General features: G+C 56.5%; 24 protein-coding genes. 18 read left to right on the top strand and 6 right to left on the bottom strand.

The window, feature by feature from the left end; genetic code table 11:
- Positions 1–30: 30 nt before the first annotated feature.
- The 4 genes from ACR8BN_RS04860 (at position 31) to ACR8BN_RS04845 (ending at position 3,132) form a co-directional block, all read left to right on the top strand.
- The gene (locus ACR8BN_RS04860) at positions 31–759 is read left to right on the top strand and encodes a peptidase (protein ID WP_434747374.1); all 729 of its coding nucleotides are present in this window, start codon (positions 31–33) and stop codon (positions 757–759) included.
- A gap of 121 nt (positions 760–880) precedes the next feature.
- Positions 881–1,126: a YmjA family protein gene (locus ACR8BN_RS04855; RefSeq protein ID WP_010672163.1), complete on the top strand. Its 246-nt coding sequence runs from the start codon at positions 881–883 to the stop codon at positions 1,124–1,126.
- A 336-nt stretch (positions 1,127–1,462) separates the two neighbouring features.
- Positions 1,463–1,951, top strand: a complete 489-nt coding sequence (locus ACR8BN_RS04850) for a cold-shock protein (RefSeq protein ID WP_010257735.1) — start codon at positions 1,463–1,465, stop codon at positions 1,949–1,951.
- Positions 1,952–2,277: 326 nt separating this feature from the next.
- Entirely contained in the window at positions 2,278–3,132 is an 855-nt protein-coding gene (locus ACR8BN_RS04845) for a PA4780 family RIO1-like protein kinase (RefSeq protein WP_010257738.1), read from the top strand.
- A 66-nt stretch (positions 3,133–3,198) separates the two neighbouring features.
- Here ACR8BN_RS04845 and mgtU read toward each other — a convergent pair whose 3' ends face one another.
- Together mgtU and mgtA are read right to left on the bottom strand one after the other, a co-directional pair.
- Positions 3,199–3,285: a magnesium transporter protection protein MgtU gene (gene mgtU / locus ACR8BN_RS04840; protein WP_369334668.1), complete on the bottom strand. Its 87-nt coding sequence runs from the start codon at positions 3,283–3,285 to the stop codon at positions 3,199–3,201.
- 10 nt (positions 3,286–3,295) lie between these two features.
- Positions 3,296–5,998, bottom strand: coding sequence for a magnesium-translocating P-type ATPase (gene mgtA, locus ACR8BN_RS04835; RefSeq protein WP_434747373.1), 2,703 nt, complete (start codon positions 5,996–5,998; stop codon positions 3,296–3,298).
- 658 nt (positions 5,999–6,656) lie between these two features.
- Here mgtA and ACR8BN_RS04830 point away from each other — a divergent pair.
- The 6 genes from ACR8BN_RS04830 (at position 6,657) to speG (ending at position 12,428) form a co-directional block, all read left to right on the top strand.
- Positions 6,657–8,225, top strand: coding sequence for an ABC transporter substrate-binding protein (locus tag ACR8BN_RS04830; RefSeq protein ID WP_434747372.1), 1,569 nt, complete (start codon positions 6,657–6,659; stop codon positions 8,223–8,225).
- Entirely contained in the window at positions 8,225–9,277 is a 1,053-nt protein-coding gene (locus tag ACR8BN_RS04825; protein ID WP_434747371.1) for an ABC transporter permease, read from the top strand. Before ACR8BN_RS04830 ends, ACR8BN_RS04825 begins: the two co-directional genes overlap by 1 nt.
- On the top strand, positions 9,274–10,131 hold the full coding sequence (locus ACR8BN_RS04820) for an ABC transporter permease (RefSeq protein ID WP_010257750.1): 858 nt from the start codon (positions 9,274–9,276) through the stop codon (positions 10,129–10,131). The genes ACR8BN_RS04825 and ACR8BN_RS04820 overlap by 4 nt, the downstream gene beginning before the upstream one ends.
- Positions 10,121–10,951 carry an ABC transporter ATP-binding protein gene (locus tag ACR8BN_RS04815; protein ID WP_031594057.1) on the top strand — a complete coding sequence of 277 codons (831 nt, stop codon included), beginning with the start codon at positions 10,121–10,123 and terminating at the stop codon, positions 10,949–10,951. Before ACR8BN_RS04820 ends, ACR8BN_RS04815 begins: the two co-directional genes overlap by 11 nt.
- The gene (locus tag ACR8BN_RS04810) at positions 10,944–11,621 is read left to right on the top strand and encodes an ABC transporter ATP-binding protein (RefSeq protein ID WP_010257754.1); all 678 of its coding nucleotides are present in this window, start codon (positions 10,944–10,946) and stop codon (positions 11,619–11,621) included. Before ACR8BN_RS04815 ends, ACR8BN_RS04810 begins: the two co-directional genes overlap by 8 nt.
- 261 nt (positions 11,622–11,882) lie before the next feature.
- Entirely contained in the window at positions 11,883–12,428 is a 546-nt protein-coding gene (speG, locus tag ACR8BN_RS04805) for a spermidine N1-acetyltransferase (RefSeq protein WP_434747370.1), read from the top strand.
- On the opposite strand, the gene ACR8BN_RS04800 is transcribed toward speG, so the two are convergent.
- The 4 genes from ACR8BN_RS04800 to ACR8BN_RS04785 form a co-directional block, all read right to left on the bottom strand.
- Positions 12,429–12,848 carry a hypothetical protein gene (locus ACR8BN_RS04800; RefSeq protein ID WP_010257757.1) on the bottom strand — a complete coding sequence of 140 codons (420 nt, stop codon included), beginning with the start codon at positions 12,846–12,848 and terminating at the stop codon, positions 12,429–12,431.
- An 85-nt stretch (positions 12,849–12,933) separates the two neighbouring features.
- Positions 12,934–13,869, bottom strand: coding sequence for a homocysteine S-methyltransferase (gene mmuM, locus ACR8BN_RS04795; RefSeq protein WP_434747572.1), 936 nt, complete (start codon positions 13,867–13,869; stop codon positions 12,934–12,936).
- Entirely contained in the window at positions 13,859–15,268 is a 1,410-nt protein-coding gene (mmuP, locus tag ACR8BN_RS04790) for an S-methylmethionine permease (protein ID WP_052271638.1), read from the bottom strand. Before mmuP ends, mmuM begins: the two co-directional genes overlap by 11 nt.
- A gap of 135 nt (positions 15,269–15,403) precedes the next feature.
- On the bottom strand, positions 15,404–15,739 hold the full coding sequence (locus tag ACR8BN_RS04785) for a DUF2002 family protein (RefSeq protein ID WP_003850360.1): 336 nt from the start codon (positions 15,737–15,739) through the stop codon (positions 15,404–15,406).
- A gap of 153 nt (positions 15,740–15,892) precedes the next feature.
- On the opposite strand from ACR8BN_RS04785, the gene ACR8BN_RS04780 reads away from it, so the two are divergent.
- The 8 genes from ACR8BN_RS04780 (at position 15,893) to proX (ending at position 24,096) form a co-directional block, all read left to right on the top strand.
- Positions 15,893–16,210, top strand: coding sequence for a DUF883 family protein (locus ACR8BN_RS04780; RefSeq protein WP_010257764.1), 318 nt, complete (start codon positions 15,893–15,895; stop codon positions 16,208–16,210).
- Positions 16,211–16,513: 303 nt separating this feature from the next.
- Positions 16,514–16,756 carry a glutaredoxin-like protein NrdH gene (gene nrdH, locus ACR8BN_RS04775; protein ID WP_010257769.1) on the top strand — a complete coding sequence of 81 codons (243 nt, stop codon included), beginning with the start codon at positions 16,514–16,516 and terminating at the stop codon, positions 16,754–16,756.
- Between the two features lie 4 nt (positions 16,757–16,760).
- On the top strand, positions 16,761–17,174 hold the full coding sequence (gene nrdI / locus ACR8BN_RS04770; protein ID WP_010257771.1) for a class Ib ribonucleoside-diphosphate reductase assembly flavoprotein NrdI: 414 nt from the start codon (positions 16,761–16,763) through the stop codon (positions 17,172–17,174).
- Positions 17,144–19,282, top strand: a complete 2,139-nt coding sequence (nrdE, locus tag ACR8BN_RS04765) for a class 1b ribonucleoside-diphosphate reductase subunit alpha (RefSeq protein ID WP_074399952.1) — start codon at positions 17,144–17,146, stop codon at positions 19,280–19,282. Before nrdI ends, nrdE begins: the two co-directional genes overlap by 31 nt.
- A gap of 8 nt (positions 19,283–19,290) precedes the next feature.
- Positions 19,291–20,250: a class 1b ribonucleoside-diphosphate reductase subunit beta gene (gene nrdF, locus ACR8BN_RS04760; protein ID WP_010257777.1), complete on the top strand. Its 960-nt coding sequence runs from the start codon at positions 19,291–19,293 to the stop codon at positions 20,248–20,250.
- Positions 20,251–20,751: 501 nt separating this feature from the next.
- On the top strand, positions 20,752–21,948 hold the full coding sequence (gene proV / locus ACR8BN_RS04755; protein ID WP_109651063.1) for a glycine betaine/L-proline ABC transporter ATP-binding protein ProV: 1,197 nt from the start codon (positions 20,752–20,754) through the stop codon (positions 21,946–21,948).
- Positions 21,945–23,036, top strand: coding sequence for a glycine betaine/L-proline ABC transporter permease ProW (proW, locus tag ACR8BN_RS04750; RefSeq protein WP_022624068.1), 1,092 nt, complete (start codon positions 21,945–21,947; stop codon positions 23,034–23,036). The genes proV and proW overlap by 4 nt, the downstream gene beginning before the upstream one ends.
- 61 nt (positions 23,037–23,097) lie before the next feature.
- On the top strand, positions 23,098–24,096 hold the full coding sequence (gene proX, locus ACR8BN_RS04745; RefSeq protein WP_010257785.1) for a glycine betaine/L-proline ABC transporter substrate-binding protein ProX: 999 nt from the start codon (positions 23,098–23,100) through the stop codon (positions 24,094–24,096).
- The last annotated feature ends 71 nt before the right edge of the window (positions 24,097–24,167 follow it).

The raw sequence follows: 24,167 nt of genomic DNA, 5'->3' as shown, positions 1-24,167 counted from the left end.
GCGTGCACATTTTTTTGAGGGGAGTGTGGTATGACCTATTGTGTGGCCATGCGCCTGTCATCCGGGCTGGTCTTTGCATCCGATTCACGTACCAATGCAGGGGTGGATCACATTTCCACCTTCCGTAAACTGCATGTATTTCATCAGGACGGCGATCGTACGCTGGTGCTTCAGACTGCCGGGAATCTGGCGACCACTCAAAGCATTATCAGTCTGCTGCGACACCGCAGCAGGAATGCCGATTGTCCCAATCTGCTGAATGCCTCCAGCCTTTACGAGGCCGCTTCACTGGTAGGAGAGACGGTTCGTGAGGTGATCCAGCGTGACAGTGAGGCACAACAGAATGGCAGTACGACAGACTTCAGTTGCAACCTGCTGCTCGGCGGTCAAATCAACGGGGATGATATTGGTCTGTTCCATATTTACCCACAGGGTAATTTCATCGAAGCAACTCGCGATACGCCCTATTTTCAGATTGGTGAAAGCAAGTACGGCAAACCGATTATTGACCGGGTGCTGCACTACGGCATGTCTCTGGAGCAAGCGATGCAATGCGCGCTGATTTCACTGGATTCGACCCTGCGCAGTAATCTGTCAGTTGGCCTGCCGCTCGACGTCATGATCTACCCTTGTGATAGCTTCAGCGATGCCCGGCAATACCGCATTACCGAAGACCATCCCTACTTCACGACTATCCGTAAAGGCTGGGGAGAAGGCTTAGTCAGCACCTTCAAACAGCTACCACCGCTGGTTCTGTAGTCAGACTCGTGTGCCCTGTTCCCCTTTACAGCCCCAACCCAAACACGAAATAATACCCCTCTACGCCGGGCCACAACGCCCTGCCAACGCTTAACCCCAAACTCAACTCTGCGGACACCCTATGAATAACGAAATCTCTCTCAAATACTATGATGTCGCAGATGAGTACGCGACGGAGTCCGCTAAGCCGGTGAGCGAGGCTGAACGTACCCCGCTGGCGCACTACTTCCAGCTGCTGATCACCCGTCTGATGAACAACGAAGAGATCAGTGAAGAGTCGCAGCAGGATATGGCGCGTGAAGCGGGTATCGATGAGCAGCGAATTGATGAAATTGCCGAGTTTCTGAACCGCTGGGGCAACGAGTAACAGACGCTCACCGGCAGACGAGCTTTGCGCAGTTCGCCGGTTAATCTGCCTGACTCAGTACCGCATTCGCCCGCCGGTATTCCCGTAACAACGCACAATGCTGACAGCCACGTGTCTCACGTGGCTGATGTCCGTTACCTGCTCTACCAACCCATCACTTCGTCTTTATCTGCCGCTACACACTCCATCGCTCTCGCCTTAACCAGCCACAAAGTCCTCTTCCGCCCCACATCCTCTGGCGCACCTGAAAATTATCATCCAGACTTATATAGTCTGCGCAGGCATTGTGTTTTACACTGCGCGCTGTAAAAAACTGAGTAGATTAAGCAGGCAAAAATGGCGATGAACGGAACGATCACAACCTGGTTTGAAGATAAAGGTTTTGGCTTTATCAAAGATGAAAACGGTGATAACCGCTATTTTCATGTGATTAAGGTCGCCAATCCTGATCTGATCAAGAAAGATGCGGCGGTGACGTTTGAACCCACCACCAACAATAAGGGCTTATCCGCCTATGCGGTGAAGGTCGCGCCAACAAGCAAATACATCTATATCGCAGGCGAGCGGCTCAAGATCACCTCGATTAAGTCTTATCTGGTCTACAACGAAGAAGTCCCGGTCGATGCCGGTGTCGATAAAGAGAACGCGGTGTTGTCAGTGGGACTACTGCTGAATAATATCCGGCCGAAAACTGACCCGAACGCCAATGAGATGCGCTCGCTGAAAAAGCTGGCGGTCACCACCTTCCAGGGTACGACACTGATCTTCTCTGAAGATGAGATCGACATTGAAAGCACAGTTAAAGTGCTTAAAGGCCTGAAGTAATCCCGCAGGCGGGCCGAAATTCTGTTGGCAGGATTTCGGCCTTCAGCCTCCTGCCAGCCTGCTATTCAGTCACATTTCTCTGACACCAAATCCCCGCCCACAGGGCTGATACATGACAAAGCGTTCCTCTGGCGGATAAAACCGTCCTGCTCTCCCCTCTAATCCATTGTTTATGATAAAACAAAGGTCAAAAGCGCAGCTCATCAAGGTTCATCCCCACAAAGCGACTTTCCAGGGTAGAATTAGAAACTTTGTTCAGTCATTGCCAATGTTTTCCATCATCGCAAAGTGATACGAAAAGCGGGTGAAATAAGGTATAAAGCCGCATGAAAATCCCAAACAGAATCCAGCCCCTGGTCGATGACGGCCTGATTGACGATGTCCTGCAGCGGCTGAAAAGCGGCAAAGAAGCAGACGTCTATACCGTGCTATGCGGCGGCAAGGTGCAGTGCGCCAAAGTCTATAAAGAAGCGACCCAGCGTAGCTTCAAGCAGGCCGTGCAGTATCAGGAAGGTCGTAAAACCCGTAACAGCCGTAACGCCCGCGCCATGCAGAAAGGCACAAAGTTCGGCCGTAAGCAGCAGGAAGAGTCCTGGCAGACCGCCGAAGTAGATGCCCTGTTCCGCCTGGCGAACGCCGGTGTTCGCGTGCCACAGCCTTATCTCTGCATCGACGGTGTGTTATTGATGGAGCTGGTGACCGATGCCAATGGCTCGGTCGCGCCACGTCTCAGCGATGTCTCTCTGTCTGAAGAGCAGGCGGTCACGGATTTCCACACCATGATCCGCAACATCGTCCGCATGCTCTGTGCCGGTATCGTTCACGGTGACTTATCCGAGTTCAACGTACTGCTGGATGACCAGGGCCCGGTGATTATCGACCTGCCACAGGCGGTCGATGCGGCGGCCAATAACCATGCCGAGTCAATGTTTGAACGTGACGTAGACAACATCACCTCCTACTACGGTCAGTTCGCTCCGCAGCTGCTGAAGACGCGCTACGCCAAAGAGATCTGGCTGCTCTATGAAGATGGCAAGCTCACCCCGGAAACGCCGCTTACCGGGAAGTTTGTGGAAGAGGAACGCGTAGTCGATATGGATTCTCTGATGGATGAGATCATCACGGCAGAAGATGAATATTACGAGCGCCAGCGCGCCAGCCGTGAGCGCGACGAAGAGTAACTGCATCAATAAAAAAGGCAGCGAGTCACCTCGCTGCCTCTCACTTACCGCACTATCACAACGCCATCACCGCACGATGACCGTCAGCGCAATCAGAGTTAAGCCGATGATCATCACGCCGACAAAGACCTTATCGAGCCTACCTTTTTTCATCTTCTCCTCCCTAGAACCACTGACCAAAACGACGGATGTAGAAACGCTTCATGCCCTGTGCCACCAGGCAGTAGCTGAACAGCGTCAGCACCAGCCACGGGAAATATTGCCATGGCAGTGGCACCAGACCGACCATCGCACCCAGCGGGGAGAACGGGATCAGGATGCCCAGCGCCATCACCGCCAGCGTGGTCAGCATCACCGGTAAGGTGGCGCGGCTCTGAATAAACGGAATCTTCCGGGTACGCAGCATATGCACTACCAGCGTCTGTGACAGCAGCCCCTCGATAAACCAGCCTGACTGGAACAGCGACTGCACGCCTGCATGGTTAGCGCCGAAAACAAACCACATCAGCGCAAAGGTGGTGACGTCAAAAATTGACGAGGTCGGGCCCATCCACAGCATGAAACGCTTGATGTTGCCGGCATCCCATTTACGCGGCTTATTCAGAAACTCACGGTCAACCTTGTCCCACGGCAGCGCCAGCTGGGAAGCGTCATACATCAGGTTCTGAATCAGCAGATGAATCGACAGCATCGGCAGAAACGGAATAAAGGCACTGGCCACCAGCAGCGAGAAAACGTTGCCGAAGTTGGAGCTGGCGGTCATGTTGAGATACTTGATGATGTTGCCAAAGGTCTCGCGTCCTTTGAGTACACCCTCATTCAGCACCTGTAAATCCTTCTCCAGCAGGATGATGTCCGATGAGGCTTTCGCCACATCCGCCGCGCTGTCCACGGAAATCCCGGTGTCGGCTGCCCGCAGCGCAGGCGCGTCGTTAATGCCATCGCCCAGGAACCCGACGGTGTGACCGTTCTGCTGCATCAGCCGCACCAGACGGGATTTTTGCAGCGGCGTCAGCTGAGCAAACAGGGTGCAGCGCTCTGCTTCCTGAGCCAGCTCATCATCGTTCATCGCCTCAATCTGATCGCCGGTCAGCATCGCCGGATCGGTCAGCCCGACATCGGCACAGACCCGCAGCGTCACCAGCGGATTGTCACCGGTCAGCACTTTCACCGTCACACCGCTGTCACGCAGGGCTTTAATCGCCTTACCCGCGCTGGCTTTAGGCGGATCGCGGAAGGTCAGCATTCCCTGGATAATCAGATCGCGCTCATCACTGTCGCTGAGCGGCGCGTGCAGCTCGCCATCACGGGTTGCCACCAGCAGCACGCGATAACCCTGCTGATGATAGTGTTCGGTCTGCGCCAGCAGCGCCGCACGATGTGCCGCATCCAGTGCGACCACCGTGTCGCCCTGCCGCACGGCAATGCTGACGGCCAGCATCTCTTCCACTGCGCCTTTACAGATCAGTTGTGAACGATGCTGAGTCAGATCCTCCACCAGCACCGACACCCGACGGCGGGTAAAATCAAACGGCAGCTCATCGATCAGCTGGAACTGGCTGCGCTGAGACTGTGAAATGACCTTGTCGCCCGCGCAGAGTAAGGCGCGATCCATCAGGTTTTTCGCGCCACTCTGGCTGCCGCTGTTGAGCCATGCCAGCAGCAGCACCTGTGCATCTTCGTTGCCTCGCGCGTCCAGATGATGCGCCAGCAGGATGGTGTCCTGGGTCAGCGTGCCGGTTTTATCAGTGCAGAGCACATCCATCGCGCCGAGGTTCTGAATGGCGTTGAGCTTTTTAACGATCACTTTTCGACGTGACATCGCAATCGCGCCCTTAGCCAGGTTGGCGCTGACAATCATCGGCAGCATTTCCGGGGTCAGCCCGACCGCAACGGCCAGTGCAAACAGCGTGGCATCCATCCAGTCGCCTTTGGTGAAGCCGTTAATCAGCAGCACCACCGGGACCATCACCAGCATAAAGCGGATCAGCAGCTTGCTGACGCTGTTCACCCCGCGGTCAAAGGCGGTCTGCGGACGGCTTCCGGTCAGCGATGAGGCCAGGGAGCCGAACCAGGTTTCACCGCCCGTCGCTACCACGACTGCGCTGGCTGTGCCGCTGGCCACGCTGGTGCCCATCAGGCAGATATTCGGTGATGCCAGCCGCTCCTGGGCGGTCTGACCTTCGGCATCGATACCCGCATCGCTGCTCTGTTTCTCAACCGGCAGCGACTCGCCGGTCAGTACTGCTTCACTGATAAACAGATTACGTGAACTCAGCAGACGGACATCGGCAGGCACCTGATCGCCGGTGCTGAGCAGAATGATATCGCCCGGCACCAGTTCACTCATATCCACATCCTGGCGCTGTGCGGTTTCGCTGCCCGGCTCACGCCGCAGCACGGTGACCTGGCTGCGCACCAGTGACTTCAGTGCCTGCGCCGCTCGGTTGGTGCGAAACTCCTGCCAGAAACGCAGCAGCCCGCTCAGCATCACCATGGTGAAGATGATGATGACGCCGGAGAGATCGGTCTCCTGACCGGCGCGCAGCGGCAGAATATAGTCGGTAAACAGGCTCACCAGCGCCAGGACCAGTAATACGTAGATAAACGGGTTATTAAATGCCATCAGCAGCTGAATCAGCGCAGGTGGCGCTTTCTCATGCGCCACTTCATTACGGCCATACAAAGCCAGTCGTTTCGCCGCTTCAGCCTGGGTCAGGCCCTGACGCTGACTGCGCAGGTTCGCCAGCGTCATATCAATGTGCTGGTCTGCCTGCTGCGCCACGGCAAACATTTTTTTACTTTTTTTATCATTACGGTTGCCGGATGAAGTGATCGCAACCTGTTCCAGTTTCATGTCGCTCATTTCGACATCTCCCTGATTTAAAGCAATAGTTGTCCTGCACGGGAAATAACGTGCATGGATAAAACCTGGCGTGGCCGGGTTATTTAATGGGGTGACTTTCAGAAACAGTCAGGTTATTCCGCCGGCGCGCTAAATAATGACGCGCGCAGGGTTACCTGACACCGGTTATACGCGGCGTTTTAAAAGTCTGATATCAGCGATTGGGCGCAGCCTGGGCTACGCCAGACGGGGCGGAGGAAAAAGAGCGAATATAAACAGCAGCATAACGCGCACTCCTGGTGATAGCAGGATTAAAAATAAGGAGCGCGATCGTTAATTAAAGCGGGGATCGCTGCTCGCCGGTTGGCAAGCAGCAGAGGAAACTCAGCTTGCCAGAATAAAGGTTAATCTCGGGTGACTGTCCAACTGAATTCTCCTGAAGTTATCTGCCGCCATTATAAAGAGAGGCCGGCTTCGGTAAAGCAATAACGTATTGAATAACGGTTTCGTTGAGGTTTTGTTTCTGCTTAGGTTGCCGCTTCGGTAACAGCGAGGCGATCTTCTTATAACCGCCAGGTAATGCTTATAACCTTTTGGCATATGATTAGCCCATATTCGACTATTCTTCGCATCGGCCCTTTCGTAAACTCGCGTAACTTTTCAGAGGCAAGGAAATTTCATGAAAACTATAATTCCATCATTGCTGGCGCTGACGCTGGCTGCCGCCTTCACAGCCCAGGCCGCAACACCAAAAGATACGCTGGTGATTGCACAATCAACTGACGACGCCGACAGCTTCGACCCGGCCAAAGGGTTTGAACTGACCAGCGTTCAGGCTTTTACGAACATCTATCAGCGCCTGGTACAGTCTGACCCGCAGAATCCGGTGGATCTGAAACCCACACTGGCCACCTCGTGGCAGCCCGGCAGCGACAACCGCAGCCTGACCTTTGAACTGCGCAAAGATGCGAAATTCTCTACCGGCAACCCGCTGCGTCCGGAAGATGTGATCTTCTCGCTGGGCCGCGTGGTGAAACTGAACCTCGATCCCTCTTTCATCCTGACGCAGCTCGGCTGGAACAAAGATAACGTCGATGGCTTCCTGAAGAAAGTCGACGACAATCATGTGCAGATCAGCTGGACCGCCAACGTCAGCCCGACCTACGTCCTGAGTCTGCTCTCTGCTCCGGTTTCATCGATCATTGATGAAAAAACCGCAATGGCAAACCAGAAGAACGGCGATTTCGGTAACGCCTGGCTGGCCACCCACTCGGCGGGCAGCGGCCCGTATCAGATCCGCAAAGTGGTGATGCATCAGGTGGTGCTGCTCAGCGCTAACCCGACCTCACCAGCGGGCGCGCCAAAAATGAAGAACATCCTGATCAAAAACGTGCCTGAACCGGCTGCGCGTCGTCTGCTGCTGGAACAGGGTGATGCCGATATCGCCCGTAACCTGGGTGCCGATCAGATTGCTGCGCTGAACGGCAAACCGGGCGTGAAGACGGAAGCGATTCCCATGGCGTCGCTCTACTACATCCAGTTCAACATCGGCGCGAACGAGACGATGAAGAACCCCGCCTTCTGGGAAGCGGCACGCTACCTGTGGGATTACAAAGGCATCGCCAGTGAGCTGCTGAAAGGCCAGTTCGACGTGCATCAGAGCTTCCTGCCTAAGGGCTTCCTGGGCGCGATCAACGACACGCCATACAGCTACGATCCGGAAAAAGCCAAAGCGATTCTGAAGAAAGCGGGCCTGAACAACGTCACCTTCAAGCTCTCCACCAGCAACCAGCCGCCTTATCTGGATATCGCACAGGCGCTGCAGGGCAGCTTCGCCAAAGCGGGTGTGAAAGTGGAAGTGGTGCCAAGTCTGAGTTCCGAAGTGTCGACCAACGTGAAAGCGCATAAATATGAAGCGACGCTGAACGCCTGGGGCTCCGACTATTTCGATCCCAACACCAATGCCGCCTCGTTTGCTTACAATCCGGAAGATGGCAGCAAAACCATCGCCTTCCGTTCAGACTGGCACATTCCTGAGCTGAACAAGCAGGTGATTGCGGCGACCGCCGAGAGCGATCCGAAGAAACGTGTGGCGCTGTATGAAGCGATGCAGCGTGAAGTGATGAAGAACTCACCGTATGTGATTGGGATGCAGGCGAAGAACCTGATCGCCCTGCGCGACAACCTGAAAGGCTATGTGCAGGGCATTAACCCTGACATGGTGTATTACTCGCAGGTCACTAAGTAATGAGACAGTCTGTTTCTTCAGCCGGGTTCGCCCGGCTTTTTTGGCAGCGTGGCGGGCGCCTGATCGGTAGCGTATTGTCGCTGCTGGTCACGCTGCTTGGCCTGCTCGCCTTTACCTTTATGCTGTCGCATCTCTCGCCGATCGATCCGGTGCAGCAGATCGCCGGCGATCACGCCAGTGAAGCGACCTATGAGCAGGTGCGTCATGATCTGGGTCTTGACCAGCCGGTGCTGATGCAGTTCTGGCGCTACGTCGAACATCTGGCGCAGGGCGATTTTGGTGTCTCCCGCCTCACCAATCAGTCGGTGAGCGGTGACCTGATGACCACCTTCCCCGCCACCATTGAGCTGGCGACCTGCGCGATGATCTTCGCGGTGGTGTTCGGTGTGACGCTGGCGCTGCTGGCTGCCTGGAAACCGGGAAGCTGGATCGATAACCTCGCCCGCTTTGTCTCGCTGCTGGGCTACTCGGTGCCGGTGTTCTGGCTCGGCCTGCTGGGCCTGCTGCTCTTCTATGCGGTGCTGCACTGGTCCGCCGGACCGGGACGGCTGGATGATATCTGGGTTTATACCCTGGAGCCGAAGACCGGCTTTGTGCTGATCGACAGCTGGCTGTCGGGTGAACCAGAGATGTTCCGCAATGCGATTGCGCACCTCTGGCTGCCGGTGGTTATCCTCGGCCTGCTGGCGATGGCGGGCATTACCCGCCTGCTGCGTGCTGCGCTGCTGGAAGAGAGCAGCAAAGAGTATGTGGTGCTGGCGCGTGCTAAAGGCGCGGGTCGGGTGCGCATCCTGCTGCGCCATATCTTCCCCAACGTGCTGGGCACGCTGGTCACGGTGATCGCCCTCTCTTACGCCACGCTGCTGGAAGGCTCGGTGCTGACCGAAACCGTCTTCGCCTGGCCAGGTGTGGGTCGCTATATGACCAATGCGCTGTTCTCCGGCGATGTGCCGGCGATTCTGGGCTCAACCCTGTTAATCGGCAGCTGCTTTATCCTGATTAACACCCTGGCGGATGTTTTAACCTGGTTAACCGATCCGAGAACCCGATGACGCAACAACTCTCTGAACTCGAAACGCTGCGACCACGCCGTCGCCGTCAACGCGTTACCTCGTTAACCGTTGGGCTGACGCTGGTGGCGATTCTTATCCTGATGGCACTGCTGGCGCCGCTGATTGCGCCGTTCGATCCGAACGTGCAGACCATGTCGAGCCGTCTGCTGGCGCCGTCAGCACAGCACTGGTTCGGCACCGACGGCTTTGGTCGCGATCTGCTGTCGCGCGTAATTTACGGCGCGCGTCCGACCCTGCTGCTGGTGTCGCTGATTCTGGTGCTGACCATTCCGGCCGGGCTACTGATCGGCATCACCGCCGGTTACGTGGGCGGCTGGACCGAACGCCTGCTGATGCGCATTACCGATATCTTCCTGTCGCTGCCCAACCTGGTGATCGCGCTGGCGCTGGTGGCGATTCTCGGCCCTGGCCTGATGAACGGCGCGCTGGCGCTGGCGCTGACCAGCTGGCCGCCGTTTGCCCGTCAGGCACGCGCTGAAACCCTGGCACTGCGCCGCAGCGACTACCTTGCCGCCGCGCGGATGCAGGGGATTACGGGCTTTCGCCTGATGTTCGGTCATATTCTGCCGCTCTGCATGCCGACGGCAGTAGTCCGCGCCGCACTGAGCCTGGGCGGGATTATCCTGGCCGCTGCCGGACTCGGTTTCCTCGGTATGGGCGTTCAGCCGCCGACGGCGGAATGGGGTTCGATGGTGGCCGAAGGCAGTAAAGTCATTTTTGATCAGTGGTGGGTTGCTGCTGCACCGGGCGCGGCGATTCTGTTTGCCAGCCTGGCCTTTAACCTGACAGGCGATGGCCTGCGCGACCGACTGGATACCCGTCATGCAAAATAATCTGCTCCATGCCGAGGGGCTGACCATTCGCAGCGACGATGCGCTGCTGGTCGATAACATCAGTTTTTCCGTAGGCCGCGAGCGTGTGGCGCTGGTCGGTGAGTCCGGTTCCGGCAAGTCACTGACCGCCCGCAGCCTGATGGGCTTACTCTCGCCTGCGCTGCATCTGCAGGCCAGCCAGCTTCAGGTGGCCGGTGAGAATGCGCTGACGCTGAGTGAGCGTCACTGGAACCAGCTGCGCGGTAACCGCGTGGCGATGGTGATGCAGGACCCGAAGTATGCGCTTAACCCGACGCGCACCATTGGCTGGCAGGTGGAAGAGCCGCTGATCCTGCATCGCCGCCTGAGCCGTGCCGAGCGTAAAGAGAAAGTGTGTGAAATGCTGGATGCGGTCGGCCTGCCCGATCCGCGTCGTCTGATGCAGCAGTATCCGCATCAGCTCTCTGGCGGCATGGGCCAGCGCGTGATGCTGGCGATCGCCCTGATTACCGATCCGGACTTCCTGATCGCCGATGAACCGACCTCCGCGCTGGATCATGCCATGCGCGATCAGGTGCTGGCGCTGATCCGAGGTCTGGTGGAGGCGCGCAACATGGGTCTGCTGCTGATAAGCCATGATTTGCAGCAGGTTTCAGAACATTGCGAGCGGGTGATGGTGATGTATAAAGGCCGGTTGCTGGATACGCTGCCCGCCGCCGATCTGCCTCACGCTACCCATCCCTATACCCGCACGCTGTGGGCCTGCCGTCCGGGCAAAGCGACCCACGGACAGACATTACCGGTGCTGGATCGCGCTGCGCTGGAGGCGAATGATGATTAAGCTGCAGGATCTAAGCGTCGCCCACAAACAGGGTTACGAGCTGCGCACCGTGGTGCATGAGGTTAACCTTGAGGTTAACGCTGGCGAGTGTTTTGGTCTGGTGGGTCCGTCAGGCTGCGGCAAGTCGTCGCTGCTGTGGGTGCTGGCAGGTCTGAACCCACACTGGCAGGGTCAGATGCAGCTTGCCGGTCACGAGGTTCAGCCGGGTAAAGCCTTCACCGGCGCGCTGCGTCAGGAAGTGCAGATGGTGTTTCAGGATCCCTATGCCTCGCTGCATCCGCGTCACCGGCTGCGTCGCACGCTGGCCGAGCCGCTGAAGCTGCTGAAACGCGACAATATCAACGATCGTATCGATCAGGGCTTCCGTCACGTCGGGCTCGATCCCGCCCTGGCGGATCGCTATCCGCATCAGCTCTCCGGCGGTCAGCGTCAGCGCGTCGCCATCGTGCGCGCCCTGCTGCTGCAGCCGAAGATCCTGCTGCTGGATGAGCCGACGTCGGCGCTGGATATGTCAGTGCAGGCGGAGATCCTCAATCTGCTCAACGATCTGAAACAGCAGGATGGCCTGACCATGGTGCTGGTGAGCCACGATCCCGACGTGATCGATCACATGTGCGATCGCGCCGTGCACATGTCACAGGGTCGCATCATCGAACAGATCTCTGCCTGAAATCAGGCCGGACGGCGTTCACCTGCCGTCCGGCGCTGCTGCATCCGCCGCGCCTTCCCGTAACATCCCCTTCTTCCACCTTCAGCCTCATCCTCTCTATTGCCAGAATGGCGCGCTGTTCTCTTCCTCTGAGTCATTAGATTGCCACGCGACGCTGTAAACCTTTACAGACTGAAGCAGGCAGCGAATGCGACAGCGCAAAACGCAGCGGCTGGCTGATGCGGTATACTCGCGACCATTATTTCATGAGAGGAAAAGGTAATGACGGTAAAACTGCGTCCGCTGGAGCGGGAAGATCTGCACTTTGTCCATCAGCTGGATAACAACGCCAGCGTGATGCGTTACTGGTTTGAGGAGCCGTATGAGGCGTTTGTGGAGCTGTCCGATCTCTACAACAAGCACATTCACGATCAGACCGAACGTCGCTTTGTGGTCGAGCACAGCGGGCAGAAAGCGGGATTAGTGGAACTGGTGGAAATCAACCATGTGCACCGGCGCGCCGAGTTTCAGATCATTATCGATCCGGCCCATCAGGGCAAAGGACTGGCAACCCAGGCGGCGAAAATGGCGATGGATTATGGCTTTTCGGTGCTGAATCTTTACAAGCTCTACCTGATTGTCGATCAGGAGAACGAAAAAGCGATCCACATCTACACCAAGCTCGGCTTCGAGATCGAAGGCGTGCTTAAACATGAGTTTTTCATCAACGGGGAGTACCGCAACACCATCCGCATGTGCATTTTCCAGCATCAGTATCTGGAACGCCATAAAACGCCAGGCGGAATGGTGAAGCCGACCGCGCAGTAATCAGCCGCGCGCGCCAACCGGGTTCATAAAGGGACGCGGGTGTTCAGGCTTAAGGTCGTACATGCCGCCATAGAAGGGATCGACCAGCAGCCAGCCGGGGAATCCACCCAGCGGGATATTACCCAGCAGATACCACAGGTTAGCGCGTGCCTCGATAGGCACCGTGACCGGCACGTAGCCCGGGCTTTCCAGCATCAGCAGGTAGTGCTTTTTGCCGAAGTAGCGGCCGGTAGATTTTTCCAGTTCAACGGTCTGCGGCGTGAAACCCTGCGCAACCGCATAGCCACGCTCATCCTGCACGGTAAAGCGCGCGCCCTGCGGCAAGGAGTCGATGCGCACCAGTTGGGTTTCATTGCCGACAATGGTGGCACAGCCGCTAAGCAGCAGCGCGGCGGCCAGGGCCAGAATTCGCTGTTTCATGAAGGGGTCCACAGAGTGATCAGTGATCAGAGTGTAGACCGCCCTCTCCGCCTCAATCGGGCTATCATCGCCCGATTCAGCCAGCTTATTGCGGTTGACAAGCGCGGGCGATAGCTGCGATGTCGTTGGGTGAGGTGCGACAGCAGCCGCCAATCAGCTTCGCGCCCGCCTGCTGCCACTCTGCCAGTTTGTCATGCAACGTGCAGCCTGATGGCGCTGAGTGCCAGGTTTTGCTGCTGGCATCATACTGCTCGCCAGAGTTGGGATAGACCACCAGCGGCTTGTCGGTCAGCTTCTGCAACTGCTGCAGCGCAGGCGTCACGCTCTCAAGTGCCACGCAGTTGGTTCCCAGAGCCACCACCTGCGGCTGCTGATTCAGCCAGCTCACGACGTCTGACAGCGGCGTGCCGTCGCTGATGTGTCCGGCGTCACGCAGGGTAAACGAGAACCAGGCGCGGCCTTCAGGAAATTCAGCCAGCAGCTTCACCAGCGCCTGCGCTTCGGCAAACGAAGGCAGGGTTTCGCAGGCCAGCAGATCGGCACCCGCCGCCAGCAGCGCCTGCACGCGTGGGCGGTGAAACGCCATCATCTCCGCTTCCGGCAACGCATAGTCGCCGCGATATTCCGAACCATCCGCCAAAAAAGCGCCATAGGGACCGACCGATCCCGCTACCAGCAGCGTTTTTGCGTCGGGCCGGACCGCCAGATAATCCTGACGGGCGCGTCGCGCCAGTTCGACACTCTGCGCGATCAACGCCAGCGACTCCGCCTCATCAAGGCCACGTGTGGCAAAGCCCTGCGGCGTCGCCTGGTAGCTGGCGGTAATGGCACAGCGCGCGCCGGCGACAAAATAGTCGTAGTGCACCTGATAGATCAGCTCAGGATTTTCCATCAGCACTTTAGCTGACCATAACGCATCGGCCAGATGACAGCCGCGGGCTTCCAGCTCGGTGGCCAGGGCACCATCCAGAATCAGCAGTGGCGACTCCGTTAAAGCCTGCGCGACAGGGTTATGCGACATCATTGGCCTCCTCAGGCTTCGGGGATGATTTGTGGGTCAGATGGTAAGCGGCATAGCAGAACAGCACAAACGGGATGCCACACCACAGTGCGATACGCTGAGTCGGATCAAACGCCAGACCGACACAGGCCAGCAGGCAGAGCAGGAAACCCAGCACCGGCGTCAGCGGATAGAGCGGCGCACGGTAGGCCAGATCGGCCAGCGATTTGCCCTGCTGAAGATGACGACGACGGAAAACAAAATGCGAAGCGCAGATGCTGAGCCAGACGGCTACCACCGCAAAGCCGGAGATGGCCGACAGCGCCACAAACACCGTGTCTGGCGCGACCACGCTGGAGACCAGCGCCAGCAAACCACCCACCATGCTGACGGTGATCGCCAGCATCGGCACGCCGCGCTTGTTCACCCGGGCAAAGGCGCGCGGCAGCGTATTTTCATTGGCCAGCGACCAGAGCATCCGCCCGGAGGCATAGAGTCCGGAGTTGGCCGCAGACAGGATAGCGGTCAGGATCACAAAGTTAATAATATCAGCCGCCCACGGGATGCCGATCTTTTCGAAGACCAGCACGAACGGGCTTTTCACGATACCCGCCTGATCCATAGGAATCAGCGCCGCCAGCACAAATACCGTGCCGATGAAGAAGATAATCAGCCGGGCCACGGTAGTACGGATCGCCAGCGGCAGCACTTTCTCCGGCTGCTGGGTTTCACCGGCCGCAATACCGATCAGCTCGGTGCCGGAAAAGGCGAAGTTGACTGCCACCATGGTCATCAGAATCGGCAGAACGCCGTTGGGCAGCCAGCCGTGCGCCGTCAGGTTGCTCAGGCCCGGTGCGGGCGTGCCATCCTTCATCGGGATAAAGCCGAACATCGCCGCGCCCCCTAGCACGATAAAGGCGACGATCGTCACCACCTTAATCAGCGAGAACCAGAACTCCCCTTCGGCGAAGAAGCGGGTTGAGATGACGTTCAGCAGATAGATGGCACAGCAGAAGACCAGGCACCAGATCCACACCGGGATCTGCGGGAACCAGTACTGCATACAGAAGCCCGCCGCCGTCAGGCTGGAGCCGAGCGCCACGGTCCAGGTCAGCCAGTAGAGCCAGGCCACGGTATAGCCGGTTGCCGGGCTGAGATAGCGTGCGGCATAGACGTGGAACGCGCCGGTTTCCGGCATCGCCACCGAGAGTTCGCCCAGACAGACCATCACCAGCCAGACCACCAGCGCGCCAATCAGATAGGCGAGCAGCGTACCCGCCGCCCCGGTGGTTGAAATGATATAGCCGGTATTAAAAAACAGGCCGGTGCCGATTACACCGCCCAGCGATAACATCACCAGATGGCGCACTTTCATGGTGCGTTTGAATTGTTCCTGCGAGGGAGTTGGCTGTTCGCTCATCACTTTTATCCGTATGGACGTCTAAACATCTATAAGGAACAGTTTTATACGCGTCACAGCCGGTAATTGCAACGGCAGGGAAACAGGGAGGAGGTAAAGGCGGTTCAGTGCCCCGTCGCGGCGGGGCCTGATGCGTTAGCCGAAAACGCTTTGAATATAACGTTCCAGCGCCATGCGGGAACTAAATCCGTGCGGGATGCCGTAGTGTTCCTGTGAATCACCCGCCAGGTAGAGAGGGAATTGGGTGTAGTGATCGCAGGTCTTCATTTCTGAAGCAGGTTCAGCGAACGGCTGGCTCTTCTCTTTCAGTGTCGGGTGAATGACGAGTGCCATGCGCCCCATGCGCGCTTCGCGATTCACATAAACATAGTTCTCTCCACGGCGATAACCATAGGCCCGTGGGGTAATTTCATCGACTTCGAAACCCGCTTTTTCCAGTACGCGCGCTACCTCATCTGGTCGTAAATACATGCTCGATCCTCTCCTCTTTCAAAAGCTTCGCAACCTTACAACAGCATGACAGAGTGGGCATTCGGAATTTTCCCTAAAGAACACTCCCGCGTCTCGTTTATCTCAAGGTCGTCTACACTAGTATTACGTTTTTAAATCAAAGGGAGCTAAAAAATGTTTAATCGCACTGTAAAAAACGATGACATTGATATTAATCAGGATGTTAACGAACTGGCCGATTCACTGGAAGCGCTGCTGAAATCTTACGGCAGTGACGCCAAAGACGAAGTCGATTCTGCACGCAGTCAGGCAGAAAAGCTGCTGAAACAGACCCGCTCCAGACTGAACGGCGGCAGCAACCGTGTTTCACAGGTTGCGCGTGATGCCAGTGCGCAGGTTGACACCTATGTCCATGACAAGCCATGGCACGGTGTTGGTATCGGTGCCGCTTTCGGTATCGTAGTGGGTGTGCTGCTGGCTTCACGCCGCTAAGCTAAGCTCCAGAAAATCCCCTGAGCCCTGCCCTGTGCGGGGCTTTTTTATGCCCTTTTTCTGGCTGGTGACATTTACAAAAAATTTTTCCTGGCTGCAGGGCGCATCCCTGCTGGCTTTGCCGCTGTTGCGCAAATGCAAATCATAAAACCCTATATCTGGTGGGCTTGACCCATAAAAACACTACATCTAGTATTTACCTCATCAGCACGACACCAGATGTCCGGCAGAATGAGGCCCGCAACCTGCTCCTCCTGCTCTGTTTCCTGACATCAGAACCGCATATAGAGGGAAATACGAATCATGCGCATTATTATTTACACTAAAGATAACTGTGTCCAGTGCACGGCAACCAAAAATGCGATGGACCGTCAGGGTCTCGCCTATCAGCTTATCAATCTCGACAGCCAGCCCGAGGCGATCGACAACCTGAAATCACTGGGTTACCGCCAGGTACCGGTTGTGATGGCAGATAACGATCACTGGAGCGGTTTCCGCCCGGATAAAATCGCCACTCTGCGCACGCTTTCTGCTGTCGGGGGGTAAACACATGTTCCCGCTGGTCTATTTTTCCAGCCAGTCGGAAAACACCCACCGGTTTGTGACGCGCCTCGGCCTGCCCGCCCGGCGCATCCCGCTTGATGCCCGGCAACAACTGCATATCGACCAGCCCTATATTCTGGTCGTGCCCAGCTATGGCGGTGGCAGCAGTCGCGGTGCGGTGCCCGGTCAGGTGATTCAGTTTCTTAATGATGAGGCGAACCGACGCGGTATTCGTGGCGTGATCGCAGCGGGCAACCGTAACTTCGGTGCCGGTTACTGCCTGGCGGGCAGCATCATTGCAAATAAATGTCAGGTTCCCTGCCTCTACCGCTTCGAGCTGATGGGAACGCCTGACGATATCGCGAAAGTTAAAGCGGGAGTAACCCAATTTTGGCAACAACAGACACCCTCAACGGCGTGACGCTCGATTATCACGCCCTTAATGCCATGCTCAATCTCTACGACGCCGAGGGCCGCATCCAGTTCGACAAGGATCGCGAAGCGACACGTCAGTTTTATCTGCAGCATGTGCAACCCAATACCGTCCCCTTCAATAGCTGCGCTGAGCGTTTACGCTATCTGGTGGCAGAGAGCTATTACGAAGCGGAAGTGCTGAACCAGTACGATTTTTCGTTCCTGCTTGCGCTGCATGAGGTGGCGGAAAATTGGGGATTTGAGTTCAAAACCTTTCTCGGTGCCTGGAAGTACTACACCAGCTATACCCTGAAGACCTTCGACGGCAAACGCTACCTGGAAACCTTCGAACAGCGCGCCTGCATGGTGGCGCTGACGCTGGCTCAGGGCGATGAAAAGCTTGCGCGGGCCCTGCTGGAGGAGATCCTCAGCGGCCGTTTTCAGCCCGCTACACCAACCTTCCTGAACTGCGGCAAACAGCAACGCGGTGAGCTGGTCTCCTGCTTCCTGCTGCGCATCGAAGACAATATGGAGTCGATTGGTCGCGCCGTGAATTCGGCACTGCAGCTCTCAAAGCGCGGCGGCGGCGTCGCCTTTTTGCTGTCAAACCTGCGTGAGTCCGGTGCGCCAATCAAACGTATTGAAAATCAGTCGTCGGGCGTTATCCCGGTGATGAAAATGCTGGAGGATGCCTTCTCTTATGCGAATCAGCTCGGCGCGCGTCAGGGCGCTGGCGCGGTGTGGCTCAATGCACACCATCCCGATATTTTCCGCTTCCTTGATACCAAGCGCGAAAACGCCGATGAGAAGATCCGCATCAAAACCCTGTCGCTGGGCGTGGTGATCCCCGATATCACTTTCCAGCTGGCAAAAGAGAACAAACCGATGGCGCTGTTCTCGCCTTACGACGTTGAACGGATCTACGGCCAGGCCTTTGGCGATATCAGCATCAGCGAGAAATATGAGGAGATGCTGGCCGACGACCGCATCCGTAAAACCTATATTCAGCCACGCGACTTCTTCCAGACGCTGGCCGAGATTCAGTTTGAGTCGGGCTATCCCTACATCATGTATGAGGACAGCGTGAACCGCAGCAACCCGATTGCCGGTCGCATCAATATGAGCAACCTCTGCTCTGAGATCCTGCAGGTGAACAGCGCCAGCGAGTACAATGACGATCTCAGCTATCGCCGGATCGGTAAAGATATCTCCTGTAATCTCGGCTCACTGAACATTGCGCACGCCATGGATTCACGCGATCTGGCGCGCACCGTGGATGTGGCGATCCGCGCCCTGACCTCGGTGTCGATGATGAGCGAAATTGGCTCGGTGCCCTCGGTCGCCGAAGGCAATCGCCGTTCGCACGCCATTGGTCTGGGTCAGATGAACCTGCACGGCTATCTGGCGCGGGAAGGCATCGCCTATGGTTCACCGGAAGCGCTGGATTTCACTAATCTCTACTTCTACTGCATCACCTATTATGCGCTGCGCACCTCTAATCAGCTGGCACAGGAGCGTCAGCAGACCTTCGACGGCTTTGCGGATTCGCAGTACGCCAGCGGCGTCTACTTCGATAAGTATCTGCAGCGCGAATGGCTGCCGCGCACGGAACGGGTAGCGACGCTGTTTGCCGACGCCGGACTGACGCTGCCGACACAGGCGGACTGGCAGGCGCTGCGCGACGCGGTGATGCAGCACGGGCTGTTTAATCAGAACCTGCAGGCGATCCCGCCAACCGGTTCAATCTCCTACATCAACCATGCCACCTCCAGCATCCATCCGATTGTCTCCCCAATCGAGATCCGCAAAGAGGGCAAAACCGGCCGCGTCTACTATCCCGCGCCGTTTATGACCAATGAGAATCTCCATCTCTATCAGGATGCGTATCAGATTGGGCCGGAAGCGATTATTGATACCTACGCAGAAGCGACTCAGCATGTTGATCAGGGCCTGTCGCTGACGCTGTTCTTCCGCGATGATGTCTCGACCCGTGACATCAACAAAGCGCAGATTTACGCGTGGAAAAAAGGCATCAAGACGCTCTATTACATTCGACTGCGCCAGATGGCGCTTCAGGGCACGGAGGTTCAGGGCTGCGTCTCATGCTCCCTGTGATGAAAACGATGAAACTAAAACAGATTCAGGCAATTAACTGGAACCGCATTCAGGATGACAAAGATCTTGAGGTGTGGAATCGCCTCACCAGCAACTTCTGGCTGCCGGAGAAAGTGCCGCTCTCCAACGATCTGCCCGGCTGGCAGACGCTGGATAAACAGCAGCAGCAGCTGACCATCCGGGTGTTCACCGGTCTGACGCTGCTCGACACCATCCAGAACGTGATCGGTGCGCCGGGGCTGATGGAAGATGCCATTACCCCGCACGAAGAGGCGGTGCTGTCGAATATCAGCTTTATGGAAGCGGTGCATGCCCGCTCCTACAGTTCGATCTTCTCAACTCTGTGTAACACCCAGGATGTGGATGCCGCTTATCAGTGGAGCGAAGAGAATGCGCCGCTGCAGAACAAGGCGCGCATCATTCTGGAACACTACCAGGCCGATGATCCGCTGAAGAAGAAGATCGCCAGCGTTTTCCTGGAGTCGTTTTTGTTCTATTCCGGCTTCTGGCTGCCGATGTACTGGTCGAGCCGTGGCAAGCTGACCAACACCGCTGACCTGATTCGCCTGATTATTCGCGATGAGGCGGTACACGGTTACTACATCGGTTACAAATATCAGCAGGCGCTGGCTGCCGCTGACGATCTGCGCCGCGAAGAGCTGCAGCAGTTCGCCTATGATCTGCTGCTGGCGCTGTATGAGAACGAAGTGGCTTATACCGAGGCGCTCTATGCCGATGTCGGCTGGGTAGAGGAGGTGAAAACCTTCCTGCACTACAACGCCAACAAAGCGTTGATGAATCTGGGCTACGAGGCGCTGTTCCCGGCGGAGCTGACAGCGGTGAATCCGGCTATTCTGTCGGCTCTGTCGCCCAACGCCGACGAAAACCACGACTTCTTCTCCGGTTCAGGCTCCTCTTATGTGATGGGAAAAGCGGTCGAAACCGAAGACGAAGACTGGAATTTCTGAGGGTTACCGGGTGCTGTTTTTTCAGCATCCGGTTTTCACTGGCAGTGCCGCGCCAGCCGCGCCACCCCGACTAATCATAAGAAAAAATTATCACTGCAACACAGCCTGACTATTTCACCGTTTATTGATTTTCACCCACCCCGCATTTCCTTTTTTTACGCCCGATTATTCCACTCAATATGATCGTTTCAGGCGTGATTATTTCCCTGCATCGGACTCCATTATTTCCGTAATATTTCACCCTGGTGACGCTTGTTTTTCTCCCTTTCACACGGCAAATCGGCTGAAATGCCAATAAAGCCCCAATAATTTCACAAAAAATTAATCCGCGCTTATCCCTTGTGAGCACTGAAGATAATCGGCATCTGAATGTCCCGCGGCCGGTCAATATCCCACTTCAGGGTTGTCAGATAACGTCAGTGTGCTACGGTATGGCCTGCTTAAATTTCAGCGGGAACGACAGGATAATATTAGATATTTCAACCAGGATTTAATGACTGCATGGCTATTAAGCTCGAAGTAAAAAATCTCTATAAAATATTTGGCGACAATCCGGAACGCGCGTTTAAATATATTGAAAAGGGTGCGACCAAAGATGTCATTCTTGAGAAGACCGGGCTCTCCCTTGGCGTAAAGAACGCCAGTCTGGCCATTGAAGAAGGCGAGATATTCGTCATCATGGGATTATCCGGCTCAGGAAAATCGACCATGGTTCGCCTTCTCAATCGTCTGATAGAGCCGACGCGCGGCCAGGTGATTATTGACGGTGTCGATATTGCCAAAATATCAGCCAGCGAACTGCGTGAAGTGCGCAGAAATAAAATCAGTATGGTATTCCAGTCATTTGCTTTGATGCCGCACATGAATGTATTAAATAATACGGCATTTGGCATGGAATTAGCGGGCGTCGCACTGGCTGAACGCCAGGAAAAAGCACTGGAAGCGTTACGTCAGGTCGGGCTGGAGAATTATGCGCACGCTTACCCGGATGAACTTTCCGGAGGGATGCGACAGCGCGTCGGATTAGCCCGCGCCCTGGCCATCAATCCCGACATCTTATTAATGGATGAGGCCTTCTCCGCACTGGATCCGTTGATTCGTACTGAAATGCAGGATGAGCTGGTTAATTTACAAGCCAGGCATCAGCGCACCATCGTCTTTATTTCCCACGATCTTGATGAAGCGATGCGTATTGGCGACCGTATTGCCATTATGCAGGGCGGCGAAGTGATACAGGTTGGTACGCCGGATGAAATCCTGAATAACCCAGCCAATGACTATGTCCGCACCTTTTTCCGTGGCGTCGATATCAGCCACGTATTCAGCGCCAAAGATATCGCCCGTCGTAGCGCGGGAGCATTGATCCGCAAAGCGCCAGGTTTCGGCCCGCGCTCCGCCATTAAGCTGCTGCAGGATGAAGACCGTGACTACGGCTACGTGCTGGAGAAACAGAAGTTTCTTGGCGTGGTCTCCACCGACTCGCTGAAAGCCGCGCTGGCAGCAGGTCTGGGACTCGATAGCGCCCTCCTCGACTCGCCAGCCGCGGTGCCCGCCGATACCTCACTGAGCGATCTGCTCTCGCACGTCGCTCAGGCGCCCTGTGCGGTGCCAGTGGTCGGTGAGGAGAATCAGTATGTCGGTATCATTTCCAAAAGCACGCTATTGCGCGCGTTAGATCGTGAAGGAGCCCAGCCATGAGTCAGGAAACCACCAATCCGTGGGATAGCGGCACCGCCGCCAGCAGTCAGGCTGCGCCCACCAGCAGCGGCGGTGCCGATGCCTGGGGCACGCCCGATGGCAGCGCGACACCCGATGCAGCCAGCAGCAGTGACTGGCTCAACAGCGCCCCTGCGCCCGCGCCGGAACATTTCAATATCATGGATCCGTTCCACAAGACCTGGATCCCGCTTGATCACTGGGTGACCACCGGTATCGACTGGGTGGTCAACCATTTCCGCCCGCTGTTTCAGGGTATCCGGGTACCGGTTGACTATATTCTCAGCGCCTTTCAGCAGCTGTTGCTGGGGATGCCCGCGCCGGTAGCGATTCTGGTGTTTGCACTTATCGCCTGGCAGATCGCGACGCCCGCCATGGGCATCGCCACGCTGGTATCGCTGATCGTGATTGGTGCAATTGGCGCCTGGTCACAGGCGATGGTCACGCTGGCGCTGGTGCTTACCGCGCTGATGTTCTGCATTCTCATCGGCCTGCCGCTGGGGATCTGGCTGGCCCGCAGTGAACGGGCTGCGCGTATCGTACGTCCCTTGCTGGATGCGATGCAGACGACACCCGCCTTTGTCTATCTGGTGCCGATTGTAATGCTGTTTGGTATCGGTAACGTGCCAGGCGTGGTGGTCACGATTATCTTCGCCCTGCCACCGATTGTGCGTCTGACTATTCTCGGCATTAAGCAGGTGCCCGCCGATCTGATCGAAGCGAGCGAATCCTTTGGTGCCAGTCCGCGTCAACTGCTATTCAAAGTGCAGTTGCCGCTGGCGATGCCCACCATTATGGCGGGTGTCAATCAGACCCTGATGCTGGCGCTGTCGATGGTGGTGATCGCATCGATGATCGCCGTGGGCGGACTCGGTCAGATGGTCCTGCGCGGTATTGGCCGTCTCGATATGGGGCTGGCTACGGTGGGTGGCGTAGGGATTGTGATCCTTGCCATTATCCTTGACCGCCTGACCCAATCTTTTGGTCGCGATAGCCGCAGCCGCGGTAATCGCCACTGGTATCACACCGGCCCGCTGGGCCTGATCTTCTCTCCTTCGCGTAAAAAATAATCTGTCGGGCGGTGCCTGCGCGCCGCCCATCCTGACGCGACATCTGAAATAAGGAATGACTATGCGCAACAGAGCCTCTCTGCTCGCCGCCGTGGTAACCACGCTGGCCGTTTCACACGTCTCCGCTGCCGATCTGCCGGGCAAAGGTATTACGGTACAACCCATACAGAGCACTATCGCTGAAGAGACTTTTCAGACCCTGATTGTCAGCCGCGCGCTGGAAAAACTCGGCTATCAGGTCAGCAAGCCGAGTGAAGTGGATTACAACGTTGGCTACACCTCTATCGCCGCCGGCGACGCCACCTTTACCGCGGTGAACTGGCAGCCGCTGCATGACGACATGTACAAAGCCGCCGGTGGCGATCAGAAGCTCTATCGTCAGGGAACTTACGTTACCGGTGCTGCCCAGGGTTATCTGATTGATAAGAAGACCGCCGAGAAATATCACATCACCAATATCGAACAGCTGAAAGATCCTAAGATCGCCAGCCTGTTTGACGCCAACGGCGATGGCAAAGCGGATATGACCGGCTGTACGCCAGGCTGGGGCTGTGAAGCGGTGATTAATCATCAGAACAGCGCCTTTGGTCTCAGTGATACCGTGACCGCCAATATGGGTAACTATTCGGCGATGGTGGCGGATACGCTGGCGCGCTACAAACAGGGTAAACCGATCCTTTATTACACCTGGACGCCCTACTGGCTGAGCGATGTGCTGAAGCCGGGCCGCGATGTGGTCTGGCTGCAGGTGCCGTTCTCTTCGCTGCCTGGCGAACAGAAGGATGTGGATACTAAGCTGCCAAACGGCGCGAACTACGGTTTCCCGGTTAACACCATGCACATCGTCGCCAACAAAGCCTGGGCGGCGAAAAACCCGGCGGCTGCCCGTCTGTTTGCGGTAATGAAGCTGCCCATTACCGATATCAATGCTGAAAACTCAGCAATGCATGCCGGACAAAACTCAGAAGAGGCGATTAACCGTCATGTGGATGGCTGGATTAAGGCGCATCAGGCTGAGTTCGATAAATGGATCAGCGAGGCGCAGGCCGCCGCGCAATAACCTGAAAACATTTCCGCCCCAGGGCGGTTGATAAAAGTGCTGGCTCAGTGAGCATACGCTTCTAGTCAGGC

This window comes from Pantoea sp. Lu_F5_004, assembly GCF_051136245.1.
Taxonomy (GTDB): Bacteria; Pseudomonadota; Gammaproteobacteria; order Enterobacterales; family Enterobacteriaceae; genus Pantoea; species Pantoea agglomerans.
The sequence above is the reverse complement of the archived record's forward strand: the minus strand, read 5'-3'. Positions and strand labels throughout refer to the sequence as shown.

What these genes read in the sequence shown, in the direction of transcription:
- ACR8BN_RS04860 (WP_434747374.1), top strand. Translation starts at nt 31, where the DNA reads ATGACCTATTGTGTGGCCATGCGCCTGTCATCCGGGCTGGTCTTTGCA.
- ACR8BN_RS04855 (WP_010672163.1), top strand. Translation starts at nt 881, where the DNA reads ATGAATAACGAAATCTCTCTCAAATACTATGATGTCGCAGATGAGTAC.
- ACR8BN_RS04850 (WP_010257735.1), top strand. Translation starts at nt 1,463, where the DNA reads ATGGCGATGAACGGAACGATCACAACCTGGTTTGAAGATAAAGGTTTT.
- ACR8BN_RS04845 (WP_010257738.1), top strand. Translation starts at nt 2,278, where the DNA reads ATGAAAATCCCAAACAGAATCCAGCCCCTGGTCGATGACGGCCTGATT.
- mgtU (WP_369334668.1), bottom strand. Translation starts at nt 3,285, where the DNA reads ATGAAAAAAGGTAGGCTCGATAAGGTCTTTGTCGGCGTGATGATCATC.
- mgtA (WP_434747373.1), bottom strand. Translation starts at nt 5,998, where the DNA reads ATGAGCGACATGAAACTGGAACAGGTTGCGATCACTTCATCCGGCAAC.
- ACR8BN_RS04830 (WP_434747372.1), top strand. Translation starts at nt 6,657, where the DNA reads ATGAAAACTATAATTCCATCATTGCTGGCGCTGACGCTGGCTGCCGCC.
- ACR8BN_RS04825 (WP_434747371.1), top strand. Translation starts at nt 8,225, where the DNA reads ATGAGACAGTCTGTTTCTTCAGCCGGGTTCGCCCGGCTTTTTTGGCAG.
- ACR8BN_RS04820 (WP_010257750.1), top strand. Translation starts at nt 9,274, where the DNA reads ATGACGCAACAACTCTCTGAACTCGAAACGCTGCGACCACGCCGTCGC.
- ACR8BN_RS04815 (WP_031594057.1), top strand. Translation starts at nt 10,121, where the DNA reads ATGCAAAATAATCTGCTCCATGCCGAGGGGCTGACCATTCGCAGCGAC.
- ACR8BN_RS04810 (WP_010257754.1), top strand. Translation starts at nt 10,944, where the DNA reads ATGATTAAGCTGCAGGATCTAAGCGTCGCCCACAAACAGGGTTACGAG.
- speG (WP_434747370.1), top strand. Translation starts at nt 11,883, where the DNA reads ATGACGGTAAAACTGCGTCCGCTGGAGCGGGAAGATCTGCACTTTGTC.
- ACR8BN_RS04800 (WP_010257757.1), bottom strand. Translation starts at nt 12,848, where the DNA reads ATGAAACAGCGAATTCTGGCCCTGGCCGCCGCGCTGCTGCTTAGCGGC.
- mmuM (WP_434747572.1), bottom strand. Translation starts at nt 13,869, where the DNA reads ATGTCGCATAACCCTGTCGCGCAGGCTTTAACGGAGTCGCCACTGCTG.
- mmuP (WP_052271638.1), bottom strand. Translation starts at nt 15,268, where the DNA reads ATGAGCGAACAGCCAACTCCCTCGCAGGAACAATTCAAACGCACCATG.
- ACR8BN_RS04785 (WP_003850360.1), bottom strand. Translation starts at nt 15,739, where the DNA reads ATGTATTTACGACCAGATGAGGTAGCGCGCGTACTGGAAAAAGCGGGT.
- ACR8BN_RS04780 (WP_010257764.1), top strand. Translation starts at nt 15,893, where the DNA reads ATGTTTAATCGCACTGTAAAAAACGATGACATTGATATTAATCAGGAT.
- nrdH (WP_010257769.1), top strand. Translation starts at nt 16,514, where the DNA reads ATGCGCATTATTATTTACACTAAAGATAACTGTGTCCAGTGCACGGCA.
- nrdI (WP_010257771.1), top strand. Translation starts at nt 16,761, where the DNA reads ATGTTCCCGCTGGTCTATTTTTCCAGCCAGTCGGAAAACACCCACCGG.
- nrdF (WP_010257777.1), top strand. Translation starts at nt 19,291, where the DNA reads ATGAAACTAAAACAGATTCAGGCAATTAACTGGAACCGCATTCAGGAT.
- proV (WP_109651063.1), top strand. Translation starts at nt 20,752, where the DNA reads ATGGCTATTAAGCTCGAAGTAAAAAATCTCTATAAAATATTTGGCGAC.
- proW (WP_022624068.1), top strand. Translation starts at nt 21,945, where the DNA reads ATGAGTCAGGAAACCACCAATCCGTGGGATAGCGGCACCGCCGCCAGC.
- proX (WP_010257785.1), top strand. Translation starts at nt 23,098, where the DNA reads ATGCGCAACAGAGCCTCTCTGCTCGCCGCCGTGGTAACCACGCTGGCC.